Below are 22,448 nucleotides of genomic sequence, written 5' to 3' on the forward strand. Positions count from 1 at the left end.
GTTTTCCCCAGTCTGGCGGACAGCCAACTGACAGCGGGGCGGCGCATGATAGCGCTCAGCTAAAAGTCAGCTTCCTTTCAAGTTCCTTCCAATTCCAGGAGACACGCATGCGTCGCGACACCTTTCTGAAGTCATTGGCCGCGCTGGCCGCCACCGGTGCCCTGCCACTGTCGGCCCTGGCGGCCGCCAACGTCAAGATGATGATTCCCGCCAACCCCGGCGGCGGCTGGGACACCACCGGCCGCGCACTGGGCAAGGCCATGACCGAAGCCAAGGTGGCCGACACCGTCACCTACGACAACAAGGGCGGCGCCGCCGGCGCGCTGGGCCTGGCCCAGTTCGTGAACGGCTCCAAGGGCGATGCGAACGCGCTGATGGTCATGGGCTCGGTCATGCTGGGCGGCATCATCACAGGCAAGCCGCCGGTCAACCTGTCGCAGGCCACGCCCATCGCCCGCCTGACGACCGAGTACAACGTGTTCGTGCTGCCGGCCAACTCGCCGCTCAAGAGCATGAAGGACGTGGTCGACCAGCTCAAGAAGGACCCGGGCAGCGTCAAGTGGGGCGGCGGTTCGCGCGGCTCCACCGAGCACATCGCCGCGGCCATGATCGCGCAGAAGGTGGGCGCAGATCCGTCCAAGATCAACTACGTCGCCTTCCGTGGCGGCGGTGAAGCCACCGCCGCCGTCCTGGGCGGCAACGTCACCGTCGGCGGCAGCGGCTACAGCGAATTCGCCGAATACATCGCCGCCGGCAAGATGAAGGCCATTGCCGTCACCTCCGCGCAGCGCCTGCCGGGCATCAACGTGCCCACGCTGAAGGAGCAGGGCATCGACGTCGAGATCGGCAACTGGCGCGGCGTGTACGGCGCGCCCGGCATCTCGGCCGAGCAGCGCAAGGCGCTGACCGACATGGTGCTGGCTGCGATGAAGAGCCCGTCGTGGGCCGAGTCGCTCAAGAAGAACGACTGGACGCCGGCGGTGCTCTCGGGCGACGCCTTCGCCAAGTTCGTCGATGACGACTTCGCGAGCCTCCGGGCCATCATGGCGAAGTCCGGCATGGTCTGAACAAGGTTCACCCCCAGGCTGCGCGCACTTCGTGTCGCGCGCGCCTTCCCCCTGCCGGGGGCAACACCTGAGGCCCGGCAAAGCCGGTTCCTCGGTGTTCCCCGAAGGGGCTCTCTTCCCCCCGACTGCGGGAGCAAAAAATGACAACTCCAGACTCCTCGGCCTCGCCGCAACCCTCGGCCACGTGGCCGCAAACCCTGGTCGGCGCCGGCGTGCTGCTGACCGGCCTCGCGCTGGCCTTCGGCGCGATCGGCATTTCTTCCGAAGCCGGTTATGGCGGCGTCGGCCCCAACTTCCTGCCCTGGCTCGTGTCCGTGGTGCTCGTGCTGTGCGGCGCCTGGATCCTGTGGGAGGCGCGCACCGGCGGCTTCCGCGAGCTCGACGCGCCTACTGGCGCCGAGCATGCCTACTGGCCCGGTTTCGTCTGGGTGTCGGCGGGGCTGCTGCTCAACGCCGCGCTCATCACCACGCTCGGCTTCATCCTGAGCTGCACGATGTGCTACGTGCTCGCGGTGCAGGGCCTGCGCCGCGCGAGCGGGCAGGGCGGCGTCAACTCGCCGCGCACCTGGCTCGTCGACTTCGTCACCGGCGCGCTGATCTCGGCCCCGGTGTTCTGGATGTTCACGCAATTCCTGGCCATCAACCTGCCTGGCCTCACCAACACCGGGTGGATCTGACATGGATATCTTCAACGCACTCATGGCGGGCTTCGCCGCCGCCATCACCCCCGTCAACCTGCTGTGGTGCCTGGTCGGCTGCGCCCTGGGCACGGCCGTGGGCGTGCTGCCCGGCATCGGCCCGGCCGTGGCGGTGGCCATGCTGCTGCCCATCACCGGCAAGGTCGACATCACGGCCTCGATGATCTTCTTCTCGGGCATCTACTACGGCGCCATGTACGGCGGCTCGACCACCTCCATCCTGCTGAACACGCCCGGCGAAACCGCCAGCATGGTGACGGCGATGGAGGGCAACAAGATGGCCAAGAGCGGCCGCGCGGGCGCAGCGCTTGCCACGGCCGCCATCGGCTCGTTCGTGGCCGGCACCATCGCCACCGTCATCGTCACGCTGTTCGCGCCCTTCGTGGCCGACTTCGCGGTCAAGCTCGGGCCGCCCGAGTATTTCATGTTGATGCTGCTGGCCTTCACCACGGTAAGCGCGGTGCTCGGCAAGAGCACGCTGCGCGGCATGACGGCGCTGTTCGTCGGCCTCGCCGCGGGTTGCGTCGGCCTTGACCAGATCTCGGGCCAGGGCCGCTATACCGGTGGCGTGCCCGAACTGCTCGACGGCATCGAGATCGTGCTGGTGGCCGTGGGCCTGTTCGCCGTGGCCGAGGTGCTGTACGCCGTGCTGTACGAAGGCCGCGTGGTCGAAGGCCAGAACAAGCTCAGCCGCGTGCACATGAGCAAGCGCGACTGGAAGCGCTCCATTCCCGCCTGGCTGCGCGGCACCGCCATCGGCACGCCGTTCGGCTGCATCCCGGCCGGCGGCACGGAGATCCCGACTTTCCTGAGCTATGCGACCGAGAAGAAGCTCGCCAAGGACAAGGACGCCAAGGCCGAGTTCGGCACCACTGGCGCCATTGAAGGCGTGGCCGGCCCCGAGGCCGCCAACAACGCCACGGTGACGGCCGCGCTGATCCCGCTGCTCACGCTGGGCATTCCGACCTCGAACACCACCGCCATCCTGCTGGGCGCGTTCCAGAACTACGGTATCCAGCCGGGTCCGCAGCTGTTCACCACCTCCGCTGCGCTGGTGTGGGCGCTGATCGCATCGCTGTACATCGGCAACGTGATGCTGCTGGTGCTGAACCTGCCGATGGTCGGCCTGTGGGTCAAGCTGCTGAAGATTCCGAAGCCCCAGCTGTACGCCGGCATCCTGATTTTCGCGACGGTGGGCGCCTACGGCATGCGCCAGAGCGCGTTCGACCTGTTCCTGCTGTATGCCATCGGCCTGCTGGGCGTGGTGATGCGCCGCTTCGACTTCCCGACCGCGCCCGTGGTGGTCGGCATGATCCTGGGCCCGCTGGCCGAAGCGCAGCTGCGCAACGCCATGTCGATCGGCGAGGGGAGTGCGTCGGTGTTCTTCCAGCGCCCGATGTCGATCGCGCTGGTCGTCATCGTGGTGGCCGTGCTGGTGCTGCCGCGCCTTGCCAAGCGCATGAGCGAACGCAAGCTGAAGCGGCTGGCACAGCTGGACGCCTGACGCTCCTCGGGGCTCGCCCGAGCCCGGGCAAAAAAAAGCTGCGGCAATGCCGCAGCTTTTTTTGTTGCCGCCGTGAGGCTTATCGTCCCGCCGCAGGCGTCTCGACCAGGTCGTCGTCGATGTGCGGATCGGCCGGCTGCCCGCGCAGCTTGCGCACGGTGCGCCGGATCCAGTGCTCGATGTCGTCCACGTAGGTGAACACGGCCGGCACCACCAGCAGGCTCAGCACAGTCGAGGTGATCAGCCCGCCGATCACCGCCATCGCCATTGGCGAGCGGAAGCTGGAGTCCGCGGCGCCGAAGCCGACCGCGATCGGCAGCATGCCCGCGCCCATGGCGAGCGTGGTCATGATGATGGGCCGGGCGCGCTTGTGGCAGGCGTCGCGCAGCGCGTCCCAGCGGCTCATGCCGTGGTCGCGGCGCGCCACGATGGCGTACTCCACCAGCAGGATGGAGTTCTTGGTGGCAATGCCCATCAGCATGATGAGACCGATCAGCGAGGGCATCGACAGCGCCTTCTGCCCGATCAGCAGCCCCACGAACGCGCCGCCCAAGGCGAGCGGCAGCGCGCACAGGATCGTCACCGGATGCAGGAAGTCCTTGAACAGCAGCACCAGCACGATGTAGATGCACAGCACGCCGGTGAGCATCGCCAGGCCGAAGCTGGCGAACAGCTCGGTCATCACCTCGGCGTCGCCCACTTCGGTCACGCGCACACCGGCCGGCAGCTTCTGGATCGAGGGCAGCTTTTCCACCGCGGCCTTGGCGTCGCCCAGGCCCACGCCCGAAAGCTCGATCTCGAAGTTCACGTTGCGCGAGCGGTCGTAGCGGTCGATCACGGCCGGGCCGCCTTCCATGGTGAGCGAGGCCACCTGGTTCAGCATCACGGGCCCGCGCGCGCCGGGCACCGAGAGGCGTCCGAGCAGGTCGATGTCCTTGCGTGCCGAGTCTTCCAGCTTCACCACGATCGGCACCTGCCGCTGCGCGAGGTTGAGCTTGGCCAGCGCCTGGTCGTAATCGCCCAGGGTGGCCACGCGCAGCGTCTCGGCGATGGCCGAACTGGTCACGCCCAGGTCGGCGGCGCGCGCGAAGTCGGGGCGCACGGCGATCTCGGGGCGGATCAGGCTGGCGGTGGAGGTGATGTTGCCCAGGCCGGGAATGGTGCGCAGGTCTTTCTCGACTGCGCTGGCGGCGCTGGCCAGCGCCGCCGGGTCTTCGCCCGTGAGCGCCAGGATGTACTTCTCGCCCGAGCCGCCCAGGCCCACGGTGCTGCGCACGCCGGGCAGCGTTTCGAGCGCGGTGCGGATCCGGTTCTCGATCACCTGCTTGCGCGGGCGGTCGCCGCGCGGATCGAGCTTGATTGTGAGCGTGGCCTTGCGCGTTTCGGGCGTGCCGAAGTTCGCGAACGGGTCACCACCCGCGCTGCCGCCCGCCACAGTGGTGTAGACGCTCTTCACGTGGTCGATCTTCATCACGCGGTTGCGGGTTTCCTCGGCGGCGGCCGTGGTCTGCGCCAGCGTGGAGCCGGGCGCGAGCGAGAGATAGATCTGCGTCTGCGAGTTGTCGTCCGCCGGAATGAAGCCGGTCTTGAGCAGCGGGATCATCGCCAGCGAACCGAAGAAGAAGAGGGTGGCCAGCACCATCGTCTTAAAGCGGTTGTGCGTGCTCCATTCCACCGCGCGCATGTACCAGCGCAGCCAGCCCGGCTCCTTCTCCGCGCCGACGATCGGCTTCAGGATGTAGGCCGCCATCATGGGCGTGAGCACGCGCGCCACCACCAGTGACGCGAACACCGCCAGCGAGGCCGTCCAGCCGAACTGCTTGAAGAACTTGCCGGCCACGCCGCTCATGAAGGCCGTGGGCAGGAACACCGCGATCAGCGTGAAGGTGGTGGCGATCACGGCCAGGCCGATCTCGTCGGCCGCCTCCATGGCCGCCTGGTAGGGTGTCTTGCCCATGCGCAGGTGGCGCACGATGTTCTCGACCTCCACGATGGCGTCGTCCACCAAGATGCCGACCACCAGCGACAGCGCCAGCAGCGAGATCACGTTGACCGAGAAGCCCAGCAGGTACATGCCGATGAACGCCGGGATCACCGACATCGGCAGTGCGATGGCCGACACGAACGTGGCGCGCCAGTCGCGCAGGAACAGCCACACCACCACCACCGCCAGGATGGCGCCTTCGTAGAGCAGGTGCAGCGAGCCGTTGTATTCCTCGTCCACCGGATCGACGAAGTTGAATGCCTCGGTCAGCTCGATGTCGGACCGCTTCGCACGCAGGTCGGCCAGTGCCTTCTGCACGGCGTGGCCCACTTCCACCTCGCTGGCACCGCGGCTGCGGGCCACCTCGAAGCCCACCACGGGCTTGCCGTTGAGCAGCGCGGCCGCGCGCGGCTCGGCGATGGTGTCGCTGATGCGCGCCACCTGGTCGAGGCGGATGCGCCGTCCGTCGGTCAGCACGATCTGCATGTCGGCCAGCTGGTCAGCCGACTGCACCGTGGCCATGGTGCGAACGGGCTGCTCGCTGCCGCCCAGGTCGAAGCGGCCGCCCGCGCTCTCGGTCTGCACCTGGCGCAACTGGCGCGAGATGTCGGCTGCCGAGGCGCCCAGCGCCTGCAGCTTGCCCGGGTCGAGGTCGACGTGCACCTGGCGCGCGACGCCGCCCACGCGGTTCACCGCACCTACGCCGGGCAGCGCGAGCAGCTTCTTGGTGATGTCGTTGTCGACGAACCAGCTCAGTGCCTCGTCGTCCATGGCCGAGGAGGCGATGGTGAAGGCCAGCACCGGCTGGGCCGCGAAGTCGAGCTTGGTGACGACCGGGTCGCGCACGTCGGCCGGCAGGTCGGCGCGCACGCGCTGCACCGCGGAGCGCACGTCGTCCACGGCTTCCTGCACCGGCTTCTCGAGGCGGAATTCGACGATCAGCGTGGCGGCGCCGTCCTGCACCTTGGTGGTGATGTGCTTCAGGCCCTGCACCGTGGCGATGGAGTTCTCGAGCTTGCGCGCGACGTCGGTCTCCAGCTGCGAAGGCGCGGCGCCGGGCAGCGACGCCGAGACCGTCACGGTCGGCAAGTCGATGTCCGGAAAGTTCTGCACCTTCATCGCGTTGAACGACAGCAGCCCCCCGAAGGTGAGCAGCACGAACAGCATCACCGCCGGAATCGGGTTGCGTATGGACCAGGCGGAAACGTTCATGGGCGTGTCCTTTGAATTGCTTACTTGGCCGCGGCGGCGGAGGCCGCCGACCTGGCCGGCTGCGCGGAGGGCGCGGGCGCATCCACCACGCGCACCAGGTCGCCGTCGTTGAGGAAGCCCGCACCCTGCACCACCACCTGGGCGCCGTCGGGCAGCGCGCTGGTGATTTCGATGCGGTCGTTCAGGCGCCGGCCGATCTGCACCTTCATCTGCGCCACCTTGTTGTCAGGCTTGAGCAGGAAGACGTTGTTGAAGCCGTCGCGCGGCACGATGGCGCTCTGCGGCACCGTGGGCGCCGAGCTGCGGCCCAGCTCGAAGTCGCCGCGCGCGAACATGCCCGCCTTGATGCCGGTGTTCTGCTGCACGTTGGGAAGGTCGACGTACACCAGCGCCGCGCGCGTCTGCGGATCGACCGTGGGCGCAATGCTGCGCACCTTGCCGCGCACCTGCGCGCCGCTGGCGCTGACCACGAAGGCGGTGGTGCCGACCGAGATGCGGCTCAGCTCCGCCGAGGTGACCTCGGCGCGCCATTCGAGCCGGCCCTGGCGGATCAGGCGGAACAGCTCGGTGCCGGCCGCGACCACGCTGCCGACGGTGGCGGTGCGCGCCGAGATCACGCCGTCGTCGGGCGCCAGCACCTGCGTGTTGCGCCCGCGCACCTGCTGCGCGGCCAGCACCGCCTCGGCCGCCTCCACGCGCGCCTTGGCGGTCTGCTCGGTCGTCTGGTACTGGTTGATCTGCTGCTGGCTCAGCGCGCCGGTGGCCTGCAGCGTGCGGGCGCGCGCGGCATTGCCGGCGGCGTCGGCCGCGGTGGCGCGGGCTTCGGCCAGCGAGGCGCGCGACTGCGCGATGTCGGCCTGCACCGTCTCGGGCGAGAACACGGCCAGCACCTGGCCCTTCCTGACGACGTCGCCCACGTTCACGCGCACCTCGGCCAGCTTCAGGCCGTTGGACTCGGAGCCGACCACGGCCTCCTGCCAGGCGGCCACGTTGCCGTTGGCTGCGAGCGTGAGCATCAGCTCGGTGGCCTCCGGCCTGGCGACGGTGACGGTCAGCGCGGGCCTGGGTGCGGAGGCGCCGTCCTTTGCCTTGGCGGCGGACTCGGCCGCCTTGTCCGAGGGCTTGCCGCGCGCCACGAAGAAGATCGCCGCGATGACGACGACCAGCGCGAGCAGCGCGATGACGAGAGTGGAACGCTTCATTGTTTTCATGGCGACGTCGCGACCTGGGTGGCCGGGGTGGTGGTCATTGAGGACGATTCGGAAGAGGGCGCGGAGCGGCTCCAGCCGCCGCCCATCGAGCGGTACAGCGCAACCCATGCCTCGGTGCGCTCGCGCTGCAGCGAGACGCGCGCTGTCTGCGCGGAGAACAGCGTGCGGCGCGAATCCTCCAGCTCGAACAGGCTCGCGAGGCCGCTGCTGTAGCGGGCCTGCGTGGCGTCGAAGGAGGCCTGGTAGTTCTTCACCGCGGCGTCGGCGTCGGTGGTGCGGGCGTCGGTGGCGTCGAGGTTGACCAGCGCCTCCTCGACCTCGCGCACGGCCTGCCGCACGTTGGCGCGGTAGAGCGACACGGCCTCGGCGTAGCGCGCCTTGGCGGCGTCGGTGTTGGCCCTGCGCGCGCCGCCGTCGAGCAGCGGCACGGTCAGCGACAGCGGGCCCACGGTCCAGGTCTCGAGCGACTGGTGCACGCCGCTGACGCGGTATTGCGTGCGTCCGATCGAACCCGACAGCGTGAGCTTGGGGTAGCGCTCGGCTTCGGCCGAGCCTACGTCGGCGCTGGCCGAGGCTACGCCGAGCTCGGCCGCGTACACGTCGGGCCGCTGCGAGATCGCCTCTGCCGGCACGCTGGCGATGCTGCCTACGGCTGGCAGTGCACGCTGTGCTGGCGCGGCGGCGAGCTTCTGCTCGAGCGTGGTTTCGTCGATGCCGCTGAGCGCCACCAGCGCCTTGCGCTGCACCGCGCACTGGGCGCGCTGCTGGGTGAGGCGGCCCGAGGCGTCGGAGGCGCTGGCGCGGGCCAGTGCGGCATCGGCCGGTGCGGTGAAGCCGGCCTTCGCGGAGAGGTCGTTGAGCCGCGCCGTCTCCGAGCGCGAATGCGCGTCTGATTCGGATACCCGCAGCTGCTGCTGGCAGGCACGCTCGGCGAAATAGGCGTTGGCCGTCTCGGCCGCCACCGCCACGCGGGCGTCGTGCCACTTGGCATTGGCGCTGTTCTGCTTGGCCTCGGCGGCGTCGCGGTCGGCGCGCAGTCGGCCGAACAGGTCGATCTCCCATTTCGACTGCAGGCCCGCCTGCAGCGTGGTGATCGGCGTACTCGCGGAGAGGTTGCTGCTGTTGCTGCCGCCGCCGCTGGAAGCAAAGCCCGAGGTGCCGCGGCTGGCCGAAGCCGTGCCGTCCAGGCTCGGCAGCAGCGCGGCGCCGGCCTGCACGCGCGTGGAGCGCGCCTCGGCCACGCGCGCCGCTGCGCTGGCAATGTTCGGGCTTGCCGCTTCGGCTGCGGCGATCAGCTCGACCAGCAGCGGATCGTCGAGCTGGCGCCACCAGTCGGCCAGCGATGCCAGCGAGCCGCCGTGGGGCAGGGGAGCGTGCCATTGCGCAGGGAACGGCGCCTCGACCTGCGCGGGCGGGCGCGTCAGCGAACAGCCCATCAGGCCGATGCCCAGGCAGAGGGCAGCCATCAGTTTCAGTCGGAGTCTTCTCATTTCTTCAGCTTTCTCTCGGCATTCCGGCGGACCGCCTCGGCTTCGACCAGCGCCAGCGCATAGCCCGTGAGGCGGTCGGCCCAGGTGTCGATGGCGCGCGGTGTGCGCAGCAGCGAAGGGCGAATGGCCTCGATGAAATCCTGGCTCACGTAGAGCTGCATCGACAGCCCGGTGATCGCGAAGGTCAGGCGGTGGATGTCGTCGTCGGCCCGCTCCACCTTCAGGTGGCGGCACAGCAGGTCGGCGATGGCGCGGTGCGGACCCTTGATGTCGCGCTCCAGCTCTTCGGCCCAGCGGCTCGTCGGCTCCAGCATCTCGCGCATGTGCAACTGGATGCACTGCCGCACGATCTCGCCCTGCTTGAGCGGGTCGATCATCGACACCATGCAGATGCGCAGCGTGTCTTCGAGCGACTGGCCGGGCACGTTGCAGGCGGCGACGAGGTCGCTGGAGTCGCCGCCCATCGGTTCGCTGAAGGTGGCCGCGTACAGCCCCTCCTTGTCGCCGAAGTAGTAGCTGATGGCCGAGATGTTGACCCCCGCCTCGCGGGCGATCTCGCGCGTGGAGGTCTTGGAGAACCCCTTCTGCGCGAACAGCCGCAGCGCTGTGTGGAGCAGCCGGTGGCGTGCCTCGGCGCCGTCGCTGCGCGGTGCGCGGCGCGGGGCCTGGGTGATCGGGTCTCTCGCATTCATGCCCCGCATTAAACCATGCATGAAATCAAACGATTGATTTACTTAAGGGCTGCTGAAGGCTTTTGTCTGCAACTTCGATTCTGGGCATTTCCCCGCGGACTTTGATGCCGGATTTGTTGCCGATTGATGCGCGCTACGATCCCGCCATGCCTGTCGCTCCCACCGCACCGCCCACACTGCCCCTCGACGCCGAGGGCATCCTCGCGCTGGCCGCGCGCTCGATGTTTCATTTGTTTTCAAGCATCAGCCAGGGCATGTTCCTGGTGGACAGCAGCGGGCGCATCGTGTGGGTGAACGAGGGCTACCGGCGTTTCCTGCCGGCGCTGGGCTTTTCGTCCATCGACCAGTTCCTGGGGCACATGGTGGAGGACGTGATTCCCAATACCCAGATGCGGCGAGTGCTTGAGACCGGCGAGCCGATCCTCGTGGACCTGCTGACCAACAAGGCCGGCACCTTCGTGGTCAGCCGCCTCCCGCTGCGCCAGGAGCGCGAGGGCGGGGCGGGCGAGGTGATCGGCGCCATCGGCATCGTGCTGTTCGACCAGCCCGAGACCACGCTGCAGCCGCTCATCAGCAAGTTCGCGCTGCTGCAGCGCGACTTGGACGACGCGCGGCGCGAACTCGCGAGCCAGCGCAACAACCCGCTCTACCAGCATGCGCCCGATGGCCAGCGCCGCTCCAAGTACACCTTCGCGAGCTTCATCGGCAGCAGCCCGGCGGCGGTGGAGGTGAAGCGGCATGCGCGCCGTGCGGCCCAGTCGGCCAGCCCGGTGCTGCTGCTGGGAGAAACCGGTACGGGCAAGGAACTGCTGGCGCACGCGATCCATGCCTCGTCGGCGCGGGCGAAGGGCCAGTTCGTCAGTGTCAACATCGCGGCCGTGCCGGACACGCTGCTCGAAGCCGAGTTCTTCGGTTTCGCACCCGGCGCCTTCACCGGCGCCGACCGCAAGGGCCGCGAGGGCAAGTTCAAGCTGGCCGACGGCGGCAGCCTGTTCCTCGACGAGATCGGCGACATGCCGCTTGGCCTGCAGGCCAAGCTGCTGCGTGCGCTGCAGGAGGGCGAGATCGAGCCGCTGGGCTCCAACAAGCTCGTGCCCTTCGATGCCCGCGTGATCGCGGCCACCTCGCGCGACCTGCCGGAGCTGGTGCGGCGCGGACTGTTCCGCGAAGACCTCTACTACCGCCTCAACGTGCTGCCGCTGCGCGTACCGCCGCTGCGCGAGCGGCGCTCGGACATTCCCGCGCTGGTCGAGGCGCTGGGCGAGGACATGGCGCTGCGCAGCGGCGAGGCACCACCCGAACTCACGCCCGACGCGCTCGCGCTGCTCGCGGGCCAGCACTGGCGCGGCAACATCCGCGAACTGCGCAACGTGCTGGAGCAGGTGACCATGCGCAGCGACTCGCAGCGCATCGATTCCGTGCAGCTCGAACGCATCCTGCGCGAGGCTGGGCTGGAGCAGATCGAGTTGCCGGCCACCTTGCAGAGCGCGCACGATGCGGATGAAGAAGCGGCGTTGCTGCGGCCGCTGGCGCAGCAGGTGGCCGAGCTGGAGCGCAAGGCGATCGCGGCGGCGCTGGCTTCGACGGGCGGGAACAAGCTGGCGACCTCGCGCCTGCTCGGGATTTCGCGGGCGACCTTGTATGAGCGGATGACGAGTCAGGAACAGCCAACGTGAATTCACTGTCTGCCATGCGCAGATAAGCCGCGCGGACATCGAGCGCCACACGTCCATTGGCGAGTCCTGATGCACGAATATGAGAGCCGAAGGGTTGCCGACTACGACCAGCAGGTCTACGAGGCTCGGGGCCACAAGCAGCTCTATTGGGTGGAGTCCCCGTGACCGGAGCATTGAGCCCGGTGTCAGAGCGATACTCCCGCTCCAGCCCACAACTCCGACGCCACATCCGATGAAGAAGGCCCTTGCCCGCTCCGCTGCCTGCCTTGCCCTCTGCGCCGCTGCCAGTTTGGCAAATGCCGCGCCTCAGTGTTCCGGCGAGGCCGTCGCCCGTGCCAAGAAGCTGCTGACCTTCCATTTCGGCGAGGACGACCGCATCCGCATCAGCCCCGACGTGAAAGAGCTGCCGCCGATCCGCAACCCTGCCAACAAGAAGCAGCAGTTCAAGGTGCTCGAAGTCTGGGGCAGCATCTACAAGGGCGAGTACCGCATGCGGCTCATCTACTTCGTGTCGGGTAACGACTGCACGCTGATGGGCCAGGAGATCCTGGAGTACGCGAACCTGTGAGCATCAAGGCACTGCGCTCCACCTTCGGGCCCAACTGCCATTGGTGCGGGCTGCCTATGGATTTCGAGGAGCCCGCGGGCCGGCCAGAGGCCGCCACCATCGAGCATCTCGTCGACTCGACCTTCGGCGGCATCCGTTCGTCAAAGCACCGGCGGCTCGCGCACGCAGCCTGCAATCACGCGCGCAACGAATTCCGCATGCAGGCCGAGCGTCAGTTCAAGCAATGGATCGCGCAGCGCCAAGCCTCCGCGAAAACCCTGAACAATAAAAAGACAGATGTCTGAAAAAAAGACATCGCCAGTGTTCTGAATTCAGTCGAATGGCGCTCTTCTCGAATAAAGAAGCGTTTGTTATCAATGGCTTAGAGAATGGCACGAACTGTGCAATATTCAGTCACCATTATCAGGAGACAAAGAATGAACCGTCGCCACCTCGTCGCCCTGGCCGCACTCGCCACCTGCGCAGCCGCCGCACCCGCCTGGGCCCAGTCCAACGAAATCCGCATCGCCCACATCTACAGCAAGACGGGCGCACTGGAGGCCTACGGCAAGCAGACCCAGACCGGCTTCATGATGGGCCTGGACTACGCCACCGGCGGCACGATGATGGTCAACGGCAAGAAGCTCGTGGTCATCGAGAAGGACGACCAGGGCAAGCCCGACCTCGGCAAGTCGCTGCTGGCGGCCGCCTATTCCGACGACAAGGCCGCGCTGGCCGTCGGCCCGACCTCGTCGGGCGTGGCGCTCGCGATGCTGCCCGTGGCCGAGGAATACAAGAAGATCCTGCTGGTCGAGCCTGCGGTGGCCGACTCGATCACCGGCGACAAGTGGAACAAGTACATCTTCCGCACCGGCCGTAATTCGAGCCAGGATGCGATCTCCAACGCGGTGGCCGTCGACAAGCCGGGCGTCACCGTCGCCACGCTGGCGCAGGACAACGCCTTCGGCCGCGACGGCGTGAAGGCCTTCGGCGCAGCGCTCAAGAAGGCCAAGCTGGTCCATGAGGAGTACCTGCCGCCCACCACCACCGACTTCACGGCCGGCGCGCAGCGCCTGATCGACAAGCTCAAGGACCAGCCGGGCCGCAAGGTCATCTGGATCGTCTGGGCCGGCGCGGGCAACCCGTTCAAGATCGTCGACCTCGACCTGAAGCGCTACGGCATCGAGATCGCCACCGGCGGCAACATCCTGCCCGCGATGGCGGCCTACAAGGCGCTGCCGGGCATGGAAGGCGCGGCGTACTACTACTTCGGCATCCCGAAGAACCCGGTGAACGAGGCGATGGTGTCGGCGCACTACAAGCAGTTCAAGACGCCGCCGGACTTCTTCACGGCCGGCGGCTTCTCGGCCGCGATGGCGGTGGTCACGGCGCTGAAGAAGACCAACGGCGACACCAACACCAACAAGCTCATCAGCACCATGGAAGGCATGAGCTTCGACACGCCCAAGGGCAAGATGACCTTCCGCAAGGAAGACCACCAGGCGATGCAGTCGATGTACCACTTCAAGATCAAGGTCGACCCGGCGTTTGCCTGGGGTGTGCCGGAGCTGGTGCACGAGATCAAGCCTGAAGAGATGGACATCCCGATCAAGAACAAAAGGTAAGGGCTCGCCCCCAGGCTGCGCGCACTTCGTGTCGCTGCGCCTACCCCTACCGGGGGCAACACCAGCGGCCCGGCAAGCCGGTTCCGCGGTGTTCCTTGAGTGTTCTCCATTTCGCCCCGGATGGCCGCCGGGCGAAGCGCCAGCCTGCGTCTGCGCAGCCAGCCTGATCCACGGCCGATTCGTCAGCAAGCAAGCGTTCGATACCCACAACACAAGGAGACAGCGATGCGATCGATGAACTGGAAGGGATTCGCCGCGGCCGCGGCAATGGCGGTGGCGGCGCATGCCGCCACGGCGGCTGTGCCGCTGCCGGCGCTCGGCGCCAACCCGGCGGATGTGAGCGTGTCCGGCCTGTCGGCGGGCGGCTTCATGTCGGTGCAACTGCATGTGGCCTATTCGGCCACCTTCAAGCGCGGCGCCGGCGTGGTGGCGGGCGGGCCGTTCTATTGCGCCGAAGGCTCGGTGACCAACGCCACCGGGCGCTGCATGACGCACAGCACCAGCATCCCGGTGTCGTCGCTCGTGAGCACCACCAACAGCTGGGCCGCCAGCGGCGCGATCGACCCGGTGTCGAACCTCAGCGGCTCCAAGGTGTACCTGTTCTCGGGCACATCGGACAACACCGTCAAGCAGGCGGTCATGGACGACCTGAAGACCTACTACCAGAGCTTCGTGCCCACCGCCAACACGGTCTACAAGAACAACATCGGCGCAGGCCACGCGATGGTCACCGACGACTACGGCGGCGCCTGCAGCACCACCGCCGCACCCTACATCAACAACTGCGGCTTCGACCTCGCGGGCGAGATCCTCACGCAGCTCTACGGGCCGCTGAACCCACGCAACAACGGCACGCTGGGCGGCACCTTCACCGAGTTCAGCCAGTCGGAGTTCATCACCGGCCACGGGATGGCCACCACCGGCTGGATCTACGTGCCGCAGGCCTGCACCACCACCTCGTGCCGCGTGCACCTGGTGCTGCACGGCTGCAAGCAGAACTACACCGACGTGGGCGACCAGTACGTGCGCAAGACCGGCTACAACCGCTGGGCCGACACCAACAACATCGTGCTGATCTACCCGCAGACGAGCACGGCCGCCACCAACAGCTGCTGGGACTGGTGGGGCTACGACAGCGTCAACTATTCCAAGAAATCCGGACCGCAGATGGCGGCGATGAAGGCCATGATCGACCGCGTCACCGGCTCGGCGGGCGGCAGCGGCCTGCCCGCGCCCACCGGCGTGGGCACCTCGGGCGCGACCAGCAGCAGCATGGTGATCGGCTGGGCTGGCGTCACGGGCGCCAGCGGCTACAACGTGTACCGCGGCGGCAGCAAGGTCAACGCCTCTCCCGTCGCCGCCACCAGCTACACCGACACCGGCCTGGCCGCATCGACCACGTACAGCTGGACGGTGGCCGCGCTGGACGCGAGCAACGTCGAAGGCGCCATGTCGGCCGCAGCCACGGGCGCCACCACCGCGGGCTCCGGCGGCGGCGAAACGTGCTACACCGCGAGCAACTACACGCACACCGTGGCCGGGCGAGCCTATGCACTGTGGGGCCTTACCTATGCCTACGGCTCGGGGCAGTCGATGGGCTTGTGGAACATCTACGTCACCACCACGCTGAAGCAGACCGGCCCCAACTACTACGTGATTGGCACCTGTTGAGGTCCGTCTTCATTTCTCTTTTCAATTCGCAATGACCAACGATGCTTGAGACCCGGGACCTGACCATCCGCTTCGGTGGGCACGTGGCCGTCAACGGTGTGAGCTGCGCCTTCGCGCCGGGCACGCTGACGGCCATCGTCGGCCCCAACGGGGCGGGCAAGACCACTTACTTCAACCTTATCTCGGGCCAGCTCAAGGCGAGCGCCGGCACGGTCTCGCTCGACGGGCACTCGCTGTCGGGCCTGTCGCCCTCGGCGCGCACGCACGCGGGGCTGGGGCGCGCCTTCCAGCTCACCAACCTGTTCCCGAACCTCACGGTGCTGGAGAACGTGCGCCTCGCGGTGCAGGCCACGCGCGAGGGCGCGCACCGGCGCGGGCTCAACCTGTGGAGCATCTGGAGCGACCACAAGGCGCTGACCGAGCGCGCGGACCAGATCCTTGGAGACGTGGCGCTGAAATCGCGCGAGCACGCGACCGTGGCGAGCCTGCCGCACGGCGACCAGCGCAAGCTCGAAGTGGCGTTGCTGATGGCGCTGGAGCCGAAGGTCTTCATGTTCGATGAGCCCACGGCCGGCATGAACGCGGCCGAGGCGCCGGTCATCCTCGATCTGATCCGCAAGCTCAAGCAGGACAAGAGCAAGACCATCCTGCTGGTCGAACACAAGATGGACGTGGTGCGCGAGCTCGCGGACCGCATCATCGTGCTGCACAACGGCACGCTGGTGGCCGACGGCGAACCGGCGGAGGTGATCGCCTCGCCGGTGGTGCAGGAGGCGTACCTGGGCATCGCGAAGGAGGCTGCATGAGCGCCGAGAATCTTCTTCTGAGCCTCGAGGGCGTGCACACACACATCGGGGCGTACCACATCCTGCACGGCGTCGATCTCGCCGTGCCGAAGGGCCAACTCACGATGCTGCTGGGCCGCAACGGCGCGGGCAAGACGACCACGCTGCGAACCATCATGGGCCTGTGGCATGCGTCGCAGGGCAGGGTGCGCTTCGGCGACAAGGAAATCACCACGCAGCACACGCCGCAGATCGCCGGCCTGGGCATTGCCTACGTGCCCGAGAACATGGGCATCTTCTCCGACCTCACGGTGAAAGAGAACATGCTGCTCGCCGCGCGTGGCGCCAAGAACGCAGCGCAGATCGACGACACGCGCCTGAAGTGGATCTTCAAGCTCTTTCCCGCGGTCGAGAAGTTCTGGAACCACCCAGCGGGCAAGCTCTCGGGCGGGCAGAAGCAGATGCTGGCCGTGTCGCGCGCCATCGTGGAGCCGCGCGAGCTGCTCATCATCGACGAGCCCAGCAAGGGCCTTGCGCCCGTGATGATCAACAACATGATCGATGCCTTCGACGAGCTGAAGCGCAGCGGCGTGACCATCCTGCTGGTGGAGCAGAACATCAACTTCGCCCAGCGACTGGGCGACACCGTCGCGGTGATGGACAACGGCCGCGTGGTGCACAGCGGCTCGATGGCGGCGTTCTCCGAGGACGCGCAACTGCAGCAATCGCTGCTTGGACTGGCTCTATGAAGTATTCGATGTATTTCTCCCTCCCCCTCTGGGGGAGGGTTGGGGTGGGGGCTCGCGGCCTTCGATGCAGCGTGGCCTTGCAAGCGCCGCCAGCCCCCATCCCAGCCTTCCCCCAGAGGGGGAAGGAGCACGAGGGAGCGCGCGCATGACGAAGATCGACTTCGACTGGAAACCGCTGCTGCTCGCGCCGGTGCTCGCGTTGGCCGCGCTGCCCCTCACCGGTTCCTTCTCCACCTGGCTCACGCTAACGGTCGCGGGTCTGGCGATGGGCATGATCATCTTCATCATCGCCTCGGGCCTCACGCTCGTGTTCGGCCTGATGGATGTGCTGAACTTCGGCCACGGTGTGTTCATCGCGCTCGGCGCCTTCGTGGCCAGCAGCGTGCTCGGCCTGATGGGCGACTGGACCGGCTCGGGCGAGCTGTGGCGAAACCTCGTGGCCGTGTTCCCCGCGATGCTGGTCGCGATGGCGGTGGCCGGTGCCGTGGGCCTTGCCTTCGAGCGCTTCATCGTGCGGCCCGTGTACGGCCAGCACCTGAAACAGATCCTCATCACCATGGGCGGCATGATCATCGGCGAAGAGCTCATCAAGGTGATCTGGGGCCCGGGGCAGGTGCCGCTGCCCTTGCCCGACGCGCTGCGCGGCTCGCTGCTGGTCGGCGACGCGGCCATCAGCAAGTACCGGCTGCTCGCGGTGGCCGTGGGCGTGGTCGTGTTCGGCGTGCTGGCATGGACGCTGGGGCGCACCAAGATCGGCCTGCTCATTCGCGCCGGCGTGCAGGACCGCGAGATGGTCGAGTCGCTGGGCTACCGCATCGGGCGGCTCTTCGTCGGCGTGTTCGTGGTGGGCAGTGCGCTGGCCGGACTGGGCGGTGTGATGTGGGGCCTGTTCCAGCAGAATCTCGTGCCGCAGATGGGCGCGCAGGTCAACGTGCTGATCTTCATCGTGATCATCATCGGCGGGCTGGGTTCGACCGGCGGGGCGCTGATCGGTGCGCTGCTGGTGGGGCTCATGACCAACTACATCGGCTTCCTGCTGCCCACGCTCACGCAGTTCGCGAGCATCTTCCTGATGGTCGCGGTGCTGCTGTGGCGTCCGCAGGGCGTGTATCCCGTGGCAAATCGCTGAGAAAGAAGACGTCAATGTTCCTGAAACGACTTCTCTCCAATGACATGCCGCGCAGCCGCTTGCTCGCGCTGCTGCTGGTCGCGTTGTTCATTGCGCTCGCTTTTGCGCCGTTCATCTTCCCGGGCGTGAAGGCGCTCAGCGTCGCGGCCAAGATCCTGGTGTTCGTGGTGCTGGTCGCGAGCTTCGACCTGCTGCTGGGCTACACCGGCATCGTGAGCTTCGCGCACACGATGTTCTTCGGCATCGGGGCGTACGGCATCGCGATCTCGGCGACGCGGCTCGGGCCCAACTGGGGCGGGGTGCTGGTGGGGCTGGGCGCCTCGCTCGCGATCTCGCTGCTGCTCTCGTTCGCCATCGGCCTGTTCTCGCTGCGGGTGCGCGCGATCTTCTTCGCGATGATCACGCTGGCCGTGGCCTCGGCCTTCCAGACGCTGGCTTCGCAGCTTTCCGACTTCACCGGCGGCGAGGACGGCCTGACCTTCAAGCTGCCCGAACTGATCTCGCCGAGCTTCGAGTTCGCGGAAGAGCCTTTCCTCGGCGTCTCGCTCGACGGCCGGCTGCTGTGCTACTACCTGCTGTTCGTGGCGGCGGTGGTGCTGGTGCTGGCGCTGCTGCGCATCGTGAACTCGCCCTTCGGCCGCGTGCTGCAGGCTATCCGCGAGAACGAGTTCCGCGCAGAGGCCATCGGCTACCGCGTGGTGGTGTACCGCACCACGGCTGCCGTGCTGTCGGCGCTGTTCGCCACGCTGGCCGGGGCGATGCTCGCGGTCTGGCTGCGCTACAACGGGCCCGACACCTCGCTGAGCTTCGAGATCATGATCGATGTGCTGCTGATCGTGGTGATCGGCGGCATGGGCACGATCTACGGCGCGGCCATTGGCGCGGTGCTGTTCGTGGTGGCGCAGAGCTACCTGCAGGACCTGCTGCGCATAGCCAGCGAGGCGGCGAGCGGCTTGCCCTGGCTGGCTGCGCTGCTGTCGCCCGACCGATGGCTTCTGTGGCTGGGCGTGCTTTTCGTGCTGTCCGTCTATTACTTCCCCACCGGCATCGTCGGAAAACTGCGTGCGAGGGCGGTCAAATGAAGCTCACCCCCAGGCTTCGCGCACTTCGTGTCGCTACTCCCACCCCCTTGCAGGGGGCCGTGCCAGCGGCCCGGCAAAGCCGGTTCCGCGGCACGCCTGAAAGGGAATCACAGAAATGAACTTGCCACTTTCCCGCTACGCCCAGCTCGCGGGCCGCGAAATCCACTGGCTCGACTGGGGCGCGCCGGAGGCGCCAGTGGTCATCGCATGGCACGGCCTGGCGCGCACCTGCCGCGACATGGACGAGCTGGCGCAGCACTTCGCCTCGCGCGGCTTGCGCGTGATCTGTCCCGACACCATCGGCCGCGGCCTGAGTCAGTGGAGCCCGCTGCCCGACGAGGAATACAAACTCTCGTTCTATGCGCGCATCGCCAATGCGCTGTGCGACGAACTGCAGCTCGGGCGTGTGCATTGGGTCGGCACCTCGATGGGCGGCGCCATCGGCACGGTCTGCGCGTCAGGCCTGTTCGAGCCGCGCATGAAGGCGCGCATCGCGAGCCTGGTGCTCAACGACAACGCGCCCGAGCTGGCCCAGCCGGCCATCGAGCGCATCCGCGCCTATGCGGGCGAGCCGCCGTCGTTCGATACGGTGGCCGAGCTGGAGGCCTTCTTCCGCACGGTCTACAAGCCCTATGGCTGGCTCAGCGATGCGCAGTGGAGGCGCCTGACCGAAAGCTCCACGCGCCGGCTGGCCGACGGCCGCGTCACGCCGCACTACGACCCGGCCATGGTCCGCCAGTTCAGCGCGCACGACAACGACTACCTGATCTGGCCGCACTACGACACCATCGAGGTGCCGGTGCTGTGCCTGCGCGGTGCGGAGTCGGACCTCGTGCTGCCCGAGGTGACGCAGCAGATGCAGCAGCGGGGGCCGGGCGCCGCCGGGTTGCTGAAGGTGGTCGAAATCCAGGGCTGCGGCCACGCGCCCGCGCTCAACGTGCCGGAACAACTGGAGCTGATCGAAGGGTTTATTCGCGCGGCCGGATCCTGAGGCTCGGGCGGCGTGACAATCGCCGCCGATTCCAACCACAAGGCCTCGAACACCATGGCGCTCTCGATGTACGACCTGTCCGTGCCCGTCTTCATCCGCGGACTCGGACAACTCACCCATTTTCTCGACAAGAGTCTGGCGCATGCCAAGGCCAACGGCATCGATCCGGCCACGCTGGTCGAGGCGCGCCTCGCGCCCGACATGCTCACGCTGGCCGGCCAGATCCAGCGCGCGAGCGACGCGTCGAAGCTGGGTATGGCCCGTATCGCGGGCATCACCGCGCCGAGCTTTCCCGATGAGGAAAAGACCTGGGACGACCTGGTGGCGCGCATCGCGAAGACGCAAGACTTCCTCGCGGGCGTGGACCGGGCGCTGATCGACGGCCAGGAAGAGCGGCCCGTGACCATCAAGGCCCGCGAGGGCGAGGCGCATTTCACCGCGCAGCGCTACCTGCTGCAGTTCGCGCTGCCCAACTTCTTCTTCCACGTGACCACGGCCTACGACCTGCTGCGCCACAAGGGCATGCCGATCGGCAAGATGGACTATCTGGGCAAGTTCTGAAGACCGGGCGCCTTCACGGCGCCGGGACAAACTTCAAATTGCCGTGACACATGCGCACGCAGCGCGTGCGCCGCAAACAATCGCGCCTGACCGCTGTCGGTCTGACACGAACAAGGTTGCGATCATGAAGAGCATGGTGTCCAGAAGGGCGTTCTCGGGGTTCGCCGTGGGGGCCTTGGCGCTTGTCACGGCAGCAGGCGGCGGGTGGCCGGCGCGCAGTGCACTGGCCGCGTCGCCGGGCCTGCGAGACTACGGCAAGGCGCCCGAGTTTGCGGGCATCGACAAGTGGCTCAACTCGGAACCGCTCACGTTGCAGGGGCTGGCCGGCAAGGTGGTGCTTGTCGATTTCTGGACCTACTCCTGCATCAACTGCATCCGCACGCTGCCGCACGTGGTGCGCTGGTACGAGAAGTACAAGGACCAGGGCTTCGTGGTGGTGGGCGTGCATTCGCCCGAGTTCGCGTATGAAAAATCGACGCGCAACGTGCAGGACGCGATCGAGCGCTTCAACATCCGCTACCCGGTGGCGCAGGACAACAGCTTCACCACCTGGAGGGCCTACAACAACCAGTACTGGCCAGCGTTCTATCTGGTCGACGGCAAGGGGCAGGTGATGCGGCAGCACTTCGGCGAAGGGGAGTACGCCGAGATGGAGGCCGCCATCGAGGTGTTGCTGGCGCGCAGGCCGGCGGGTTGAGCGCGCCCGGTCATTCCGGCGACGAGACGATGCGCTTCATGTCATGACGGATGTCCGTTGCGTGGGCCAGCCCGCCAGGTTGCGTTCGGCGATGTCCGCGAGCGCGGTGATCCATGCCGGGCTGTCGTTGAGGCAGGGGATGTAGCTGAAGGCCTGGCCGCCCGCGTGCATGAAAGCCTCGCGGCCTTCCATGGCGATTTCTTCGAGCGTCTCCAGGCAGTCGGCTGGGAACCCCGGGCACACCACGTCGACCCGCTTGATGCCGGAGGCACCGAGTTCGCGCAGCGTGGGCTCGGTGTAGGGCTCGAGCCACTTGGCACGGCCGAAGCGCGACTGGAAGGTGACGCGGTGCTGGGCGGCCGTGAGGCCTAGCCGCGCCGCGAGCAGGTGAGCGGTCTCGAGGCACTGCGACTGGTACGGATCGCCCAGCGCGATGTTGCGCGCGGGAATGCCGTGGAAGCTCATCAGCAGCACTTCGCCGCGGCCTTCGGCCTTCCAGTGCTTCTCGATGCCTTGCGCCAGCGCTTCGATGTAGGCCGGGTCGTCGTGGTAGTCGTTGACGAAGCGGAACTCCGGCAGGCGGCGCTGCCTGCGGCTCCAGTCGTTCACCGCGTCGATCACGCTGGCCGTGGTGGTGGCCGAGTATTGCGGGTAGGCCTGCAGCACCAGCACGCGCGTGGCGCCTTCGGCCTGCAGCGCGTCGAGGCGGGAAGCGATGGACGGGTTGGCATAGCGCATCGCGTCGCGCACCGTCACGCGGTGGCCGCGCTCGCCGAGCCAGCCGGCCAGCAGCGTGGCCTGCTTCTGCGTGAACACTTTCAAGGGGGAACCCTCGGGCGTCCAGATGCTCGCGTACTTGGCGGCCGACTTCGCCGGGCGTGTGCGCAGGATGATGCCGTGCAGGATCAGTGCCCAGATCGCCCTCGGGATTTCGACCACGCGCGGGTCGCCCAGGAAGTCGGCGAGATAGGGCCGAACGGCGGCTGCGGTGGGCGCGTCGGGCGAACCCAGGTTGCACCAGAGCACAGCGGTGCGCGGGGTACTTGAGGAGGCGTTCTCGTGGGTCGAAGGCATGCG

20 protein-coding genes are annotated in these 22,448 nt (G+C 67.4%); 15 read left to right on the forward strand and 5 right to left on the reverse strand.

Translation table 11 applies throughout. The annotated features are described in order from the left end of the window. The first annotated feature begins 107 nt into the window (after positions 1 to 107). The 3 genes from ACEN9N_RS07915 to ACEN9N_RS07925 all read left to right on the forward strand — a co-directional run bounded on the left by ACEN9N_RS07915 (position 108) and on the right by ACEN9N_RS07925 (position 3,269). Entirely contained in the window at positions 108 to 1,067 is a 960-nt protein-coding gene (locus tag ACEN9N_RS07915) for a tripartite tricarboxylate transporter substrate binding protein (protein ID WP_007836847.1), read from the forward strand. A 140-nt stretch (positions 1,068 to 1,207) separates the two neighbouring features. Next, positions 1,208 to 1,744 (forward strand): tripartite tricarboxylate transporter TctB family protein, encoded by a 537-nt coding sequence (locus tag ACEN9N_RS07920; RefSeq protein WP_007837985.1) that lies wholly within the window; start codon positions 1,208 to 1,210, stop codon positions 1,742 to 1,744. Position 1,745: 1 nt separating this feature from the next. Beyond that, positions 1,746 to 3,269, forward strand: coding sequence for a tripartite tricarboxylate transporter permease (locus ACEN9N_RS07925; protein ID WP_007837987.1), 1,524 nt, complete (start codon positions 1,746 to 1,748; stop codon positions 3,267 to 3,269). A gap of 79 nt (positions 3,270 to 3,348) precedes the next feature. Here the strand turns inward: ACEN9N_RS07925 and ACEN9N_RS07930 are convergent, their stop codons facing one another. Genes ACEN9N_RS07930 through ACEN9N_RS07945 form a run of 4 tightly spaced genes read right to left on the reverse strand, consistent with a single transcriptional unit; the run spans position 3,349 to position 9,867 of the window. Beyond that, positions 3,349 to 6,465, reverse strand: coding sequence for an efflux RND transporter permease subunit (locus tag ACEN9N_RS07930; RefSeq protein WP_413315437.1), 3,117 nt, complete (start codon positions 6,463 to 6,465; stop codon positions 3,349 to 3,351). Between the two features lie 20 nt (positions 6,466 to 6,485). Further along, positions 6,486 to 7,676 (reverse strand): efflux RND transporter periplasmic adaptor subunit, encoded by a 1,191-nt coding sequence (locus ACEN9N_RS07935; protein WP_495655818.1) that lies wholly within the window; start codon positions 7,674 to 7,676, stop codon positions 6,486 to 6,488. Continuing rightward, positions 7,673 to 9,166, reverse strand: a complete 1,494-nt coding sequence (locus ACEN9N_RS07940; RefSeq protein WP_413315439.1) for an efflux transporter outer membrane subunit — start codon at positions 9,164 to 9,166, stop codon at positions 7,673 to 7,675. The genes ACEN9N_RS07935 and ACEN9N_RS07940 overlap by 4 nt, the downstream gene beginning before the upstream one ends. After that, positions 9,163 to 9,867, reverse strand: coding sequence for a TetR/AcrR family transcriptional regulator (locus ACEN9N_RS07945; RefSeq protein WP_413315444.1), 705 nt, complete (start codon positions 9,865 to 9,867; stop codon positions 9,163 to 9,165). The genes ACEN9N_RS07940 and ACEN9N_RS07945 overlap by 4 nt, the downstream gene beginning before the upstream one ends. Before the next feature lie 137 nt (positions 9,868 to 10,004). Here ACEN9N_RS07945 and ACEN9N_RS07950 point away from each other — a divergent pair, with 137 nt between their 5' ends. The 12 genes from ACEN9N_RS07950 (at position 10,005) to ACEN9N_RS08005 (ending at position 21,371) form a co-directional block, all read left to right on the forward strand. Further along, the gene (locus ACEN9N_RS07950; RefSeq protein WP_042674253.1) at positions 10,005 to 11,534 is read left to right on the forward strand and encodes a sigma-54 interaction domain-containing protein; all 1,530 of its coding nucleotides are present in this window, start codon (positions 10,005 to 10,007) and stop codon (positions 11,532 to 11,534) included. Between the two features lie 232 nt (positions 11,535 to 11,766). Beyond that, positions 11,767 to 12,102 carry a hypothetical protein gene (locus tag ACEN9N_RS07955; RefSeq protein WP_007838001.1) on the forward strand — a complete coding sequence of 112 codons (336 nt, stop codon included), beginning with the start codon at positions 11,767 to 11,769 and terminating at the stop codon, positions 12,100 to 12,102. After that, positions 12,099 to 12,386, forward strand: a complete 288-nt coding sequence (locus tag ACEN9N_RS07960) for a hypothetical protein (RefSeq protein WP_042674251.1) — start codon at positions 12,099 to 12,101, stop codon at positions 12,384 to 12,386. Before ACEN9N_RS07955 ends, ACEN9N_RS07960 begins: the two co-directional genes overlap by 4 nt. Before the next feature lie 132 nt (positions 12,387 to 12,518). Then, positions 12,519 to 13,706: a substrate-binding domain-containing protein gene (locus tag ACEN9N_RS07965; protein ID WP_478178730.1), complete on the forward strand. Its 1,188-nt coding sequence runs from the start codon at positions 12,519 to 12,521 to the stop codon at positions 13,704 to 13,706. A 225-nt stretch (positions 13,707 to 13,931) separates the two neighbouring features. Beyond that, entirely contained in the window at positions 13,932 to 15,377 is a 1,446-nt protein-coding gene (locus tag ACEN9N_RS07970) for an extracellular catalytic domain type 2 short-chain-length polyhydroxyalkanoate depolymerase (RefSeq protein ID WP_495655819.1), read from the forward strand. Positions 15,378 to 15,418: 41 nt separating this feature from the next. Beyond that, complete coding sequence (locus ACEN9N_RS07975; protein ID WP_007829834.1) at positions 15,419 to 16,183, forward strand: ABC transporter ATP-binding protein; 765 nt, start codon at positions 15,419 to 15,421, stop codon at positions 16,181 to 16,183. Further along, positions 16,180 to 16,911 carry an ABC transporter ATP-binding protein gene (locus ACEN9N_RS07980; protein WP_495655820.1) on the forward strand — a complete coding sequence of 244 codons (732 nt, stop codon included), beginning with the start codon at positions 16,180 to 16,182 and terminating at the stop codon, positions 16,909 to 16,911. Before ACEN9N_RS07975 ends, ACEN9N_RS07980 begins: the two co-directional genes overlap by 4 nt. 145 nt (positions 16,912 to 17,056) lie before the next feature. Further along, on the forward strand, positions 17,057 to 18,040 hold the full coding sequence (locus ACEN9N_RS07985; RefSeq protein WP_413313843.1) for a branched-chain amino acid ABC transporter permease: 984 nt from the start codon (positions 17,057 to 17,059) through the stop codon (positions 18,038 to 18,040). Between the two features lie 14 nt (positions 18,041 to 18,054). Further along, positions 18,055 to 19,122: a branched-chain amino acid ABC transporter permease gene (locus ACEN9N_RS07990; protein ID WP_413313844.1), complete on the forward strand. Its 1,068-nt coding sequence runs from the start codon at positions 18,055 to 18,057 to the stop codon at positions 19,120 to 19,122. Between the two features lie 115 nt (positions 19,123 to 19,237). Then, the gene (locus ACEN9N_RS07995; RefSeq protein ID WP_495655821.1) at positions 19,238 to 20,113 is read left to right on the forward strand and encodes an alpha/beta fold hydrolase; all 876 of its coding nucleotides are present in this window, start codon (positions 19,238 to 19,240) and stop codon (positions 20,111 to 20,113) included. 54 nt (positions 20,114 to 20,167) lie between these two features. Further along, a complete protein-coding gene (locus ACEN9N_RS08000; protein ID WP_495656360.1) occupies positions 20,168 to 20,674 on the forward strand; it encodes a DUF1993 domain-containing protein in 507 nt (168 codons plus the stop codon). A gap of 133 nt (positions 20,675 to 20,807) precedes the next feature. Beyond that, positions 20,808 to 21,371 carry a thioredoxin family protein gene (locus tag ACEN9N_RS08005; protein ID WP_495656361.1) on the forward strand — a complete coding sequence of 188 codons (564 nt, stop codon included), beginning with the start codon at positions 20,808 to 20,810 and terminating at the stop codon, positions 21,369 to 21,371. 36 nt (positions 21,372 to 21,407) lie between these two features. Here the strand turns inward: ACEN9N_RS08005 and hemH are convergent, their stop codons facing one another. Further along, a complete protein-coding gene (gene hemH, locus ACEN9N_RS08010) occupies positions 21,408 to 22,445 on the reverse strand; it encodes a ferrochelatase (protein ID WP_478178728.1) in 1,038 nt (345 codons plus the stop codon). Positions 22,446 to 22,448: the final 3 nt, after the last annotated feature.

Source organism: Variovorax sp. Varisp46 (assembly GCF_059491885.1).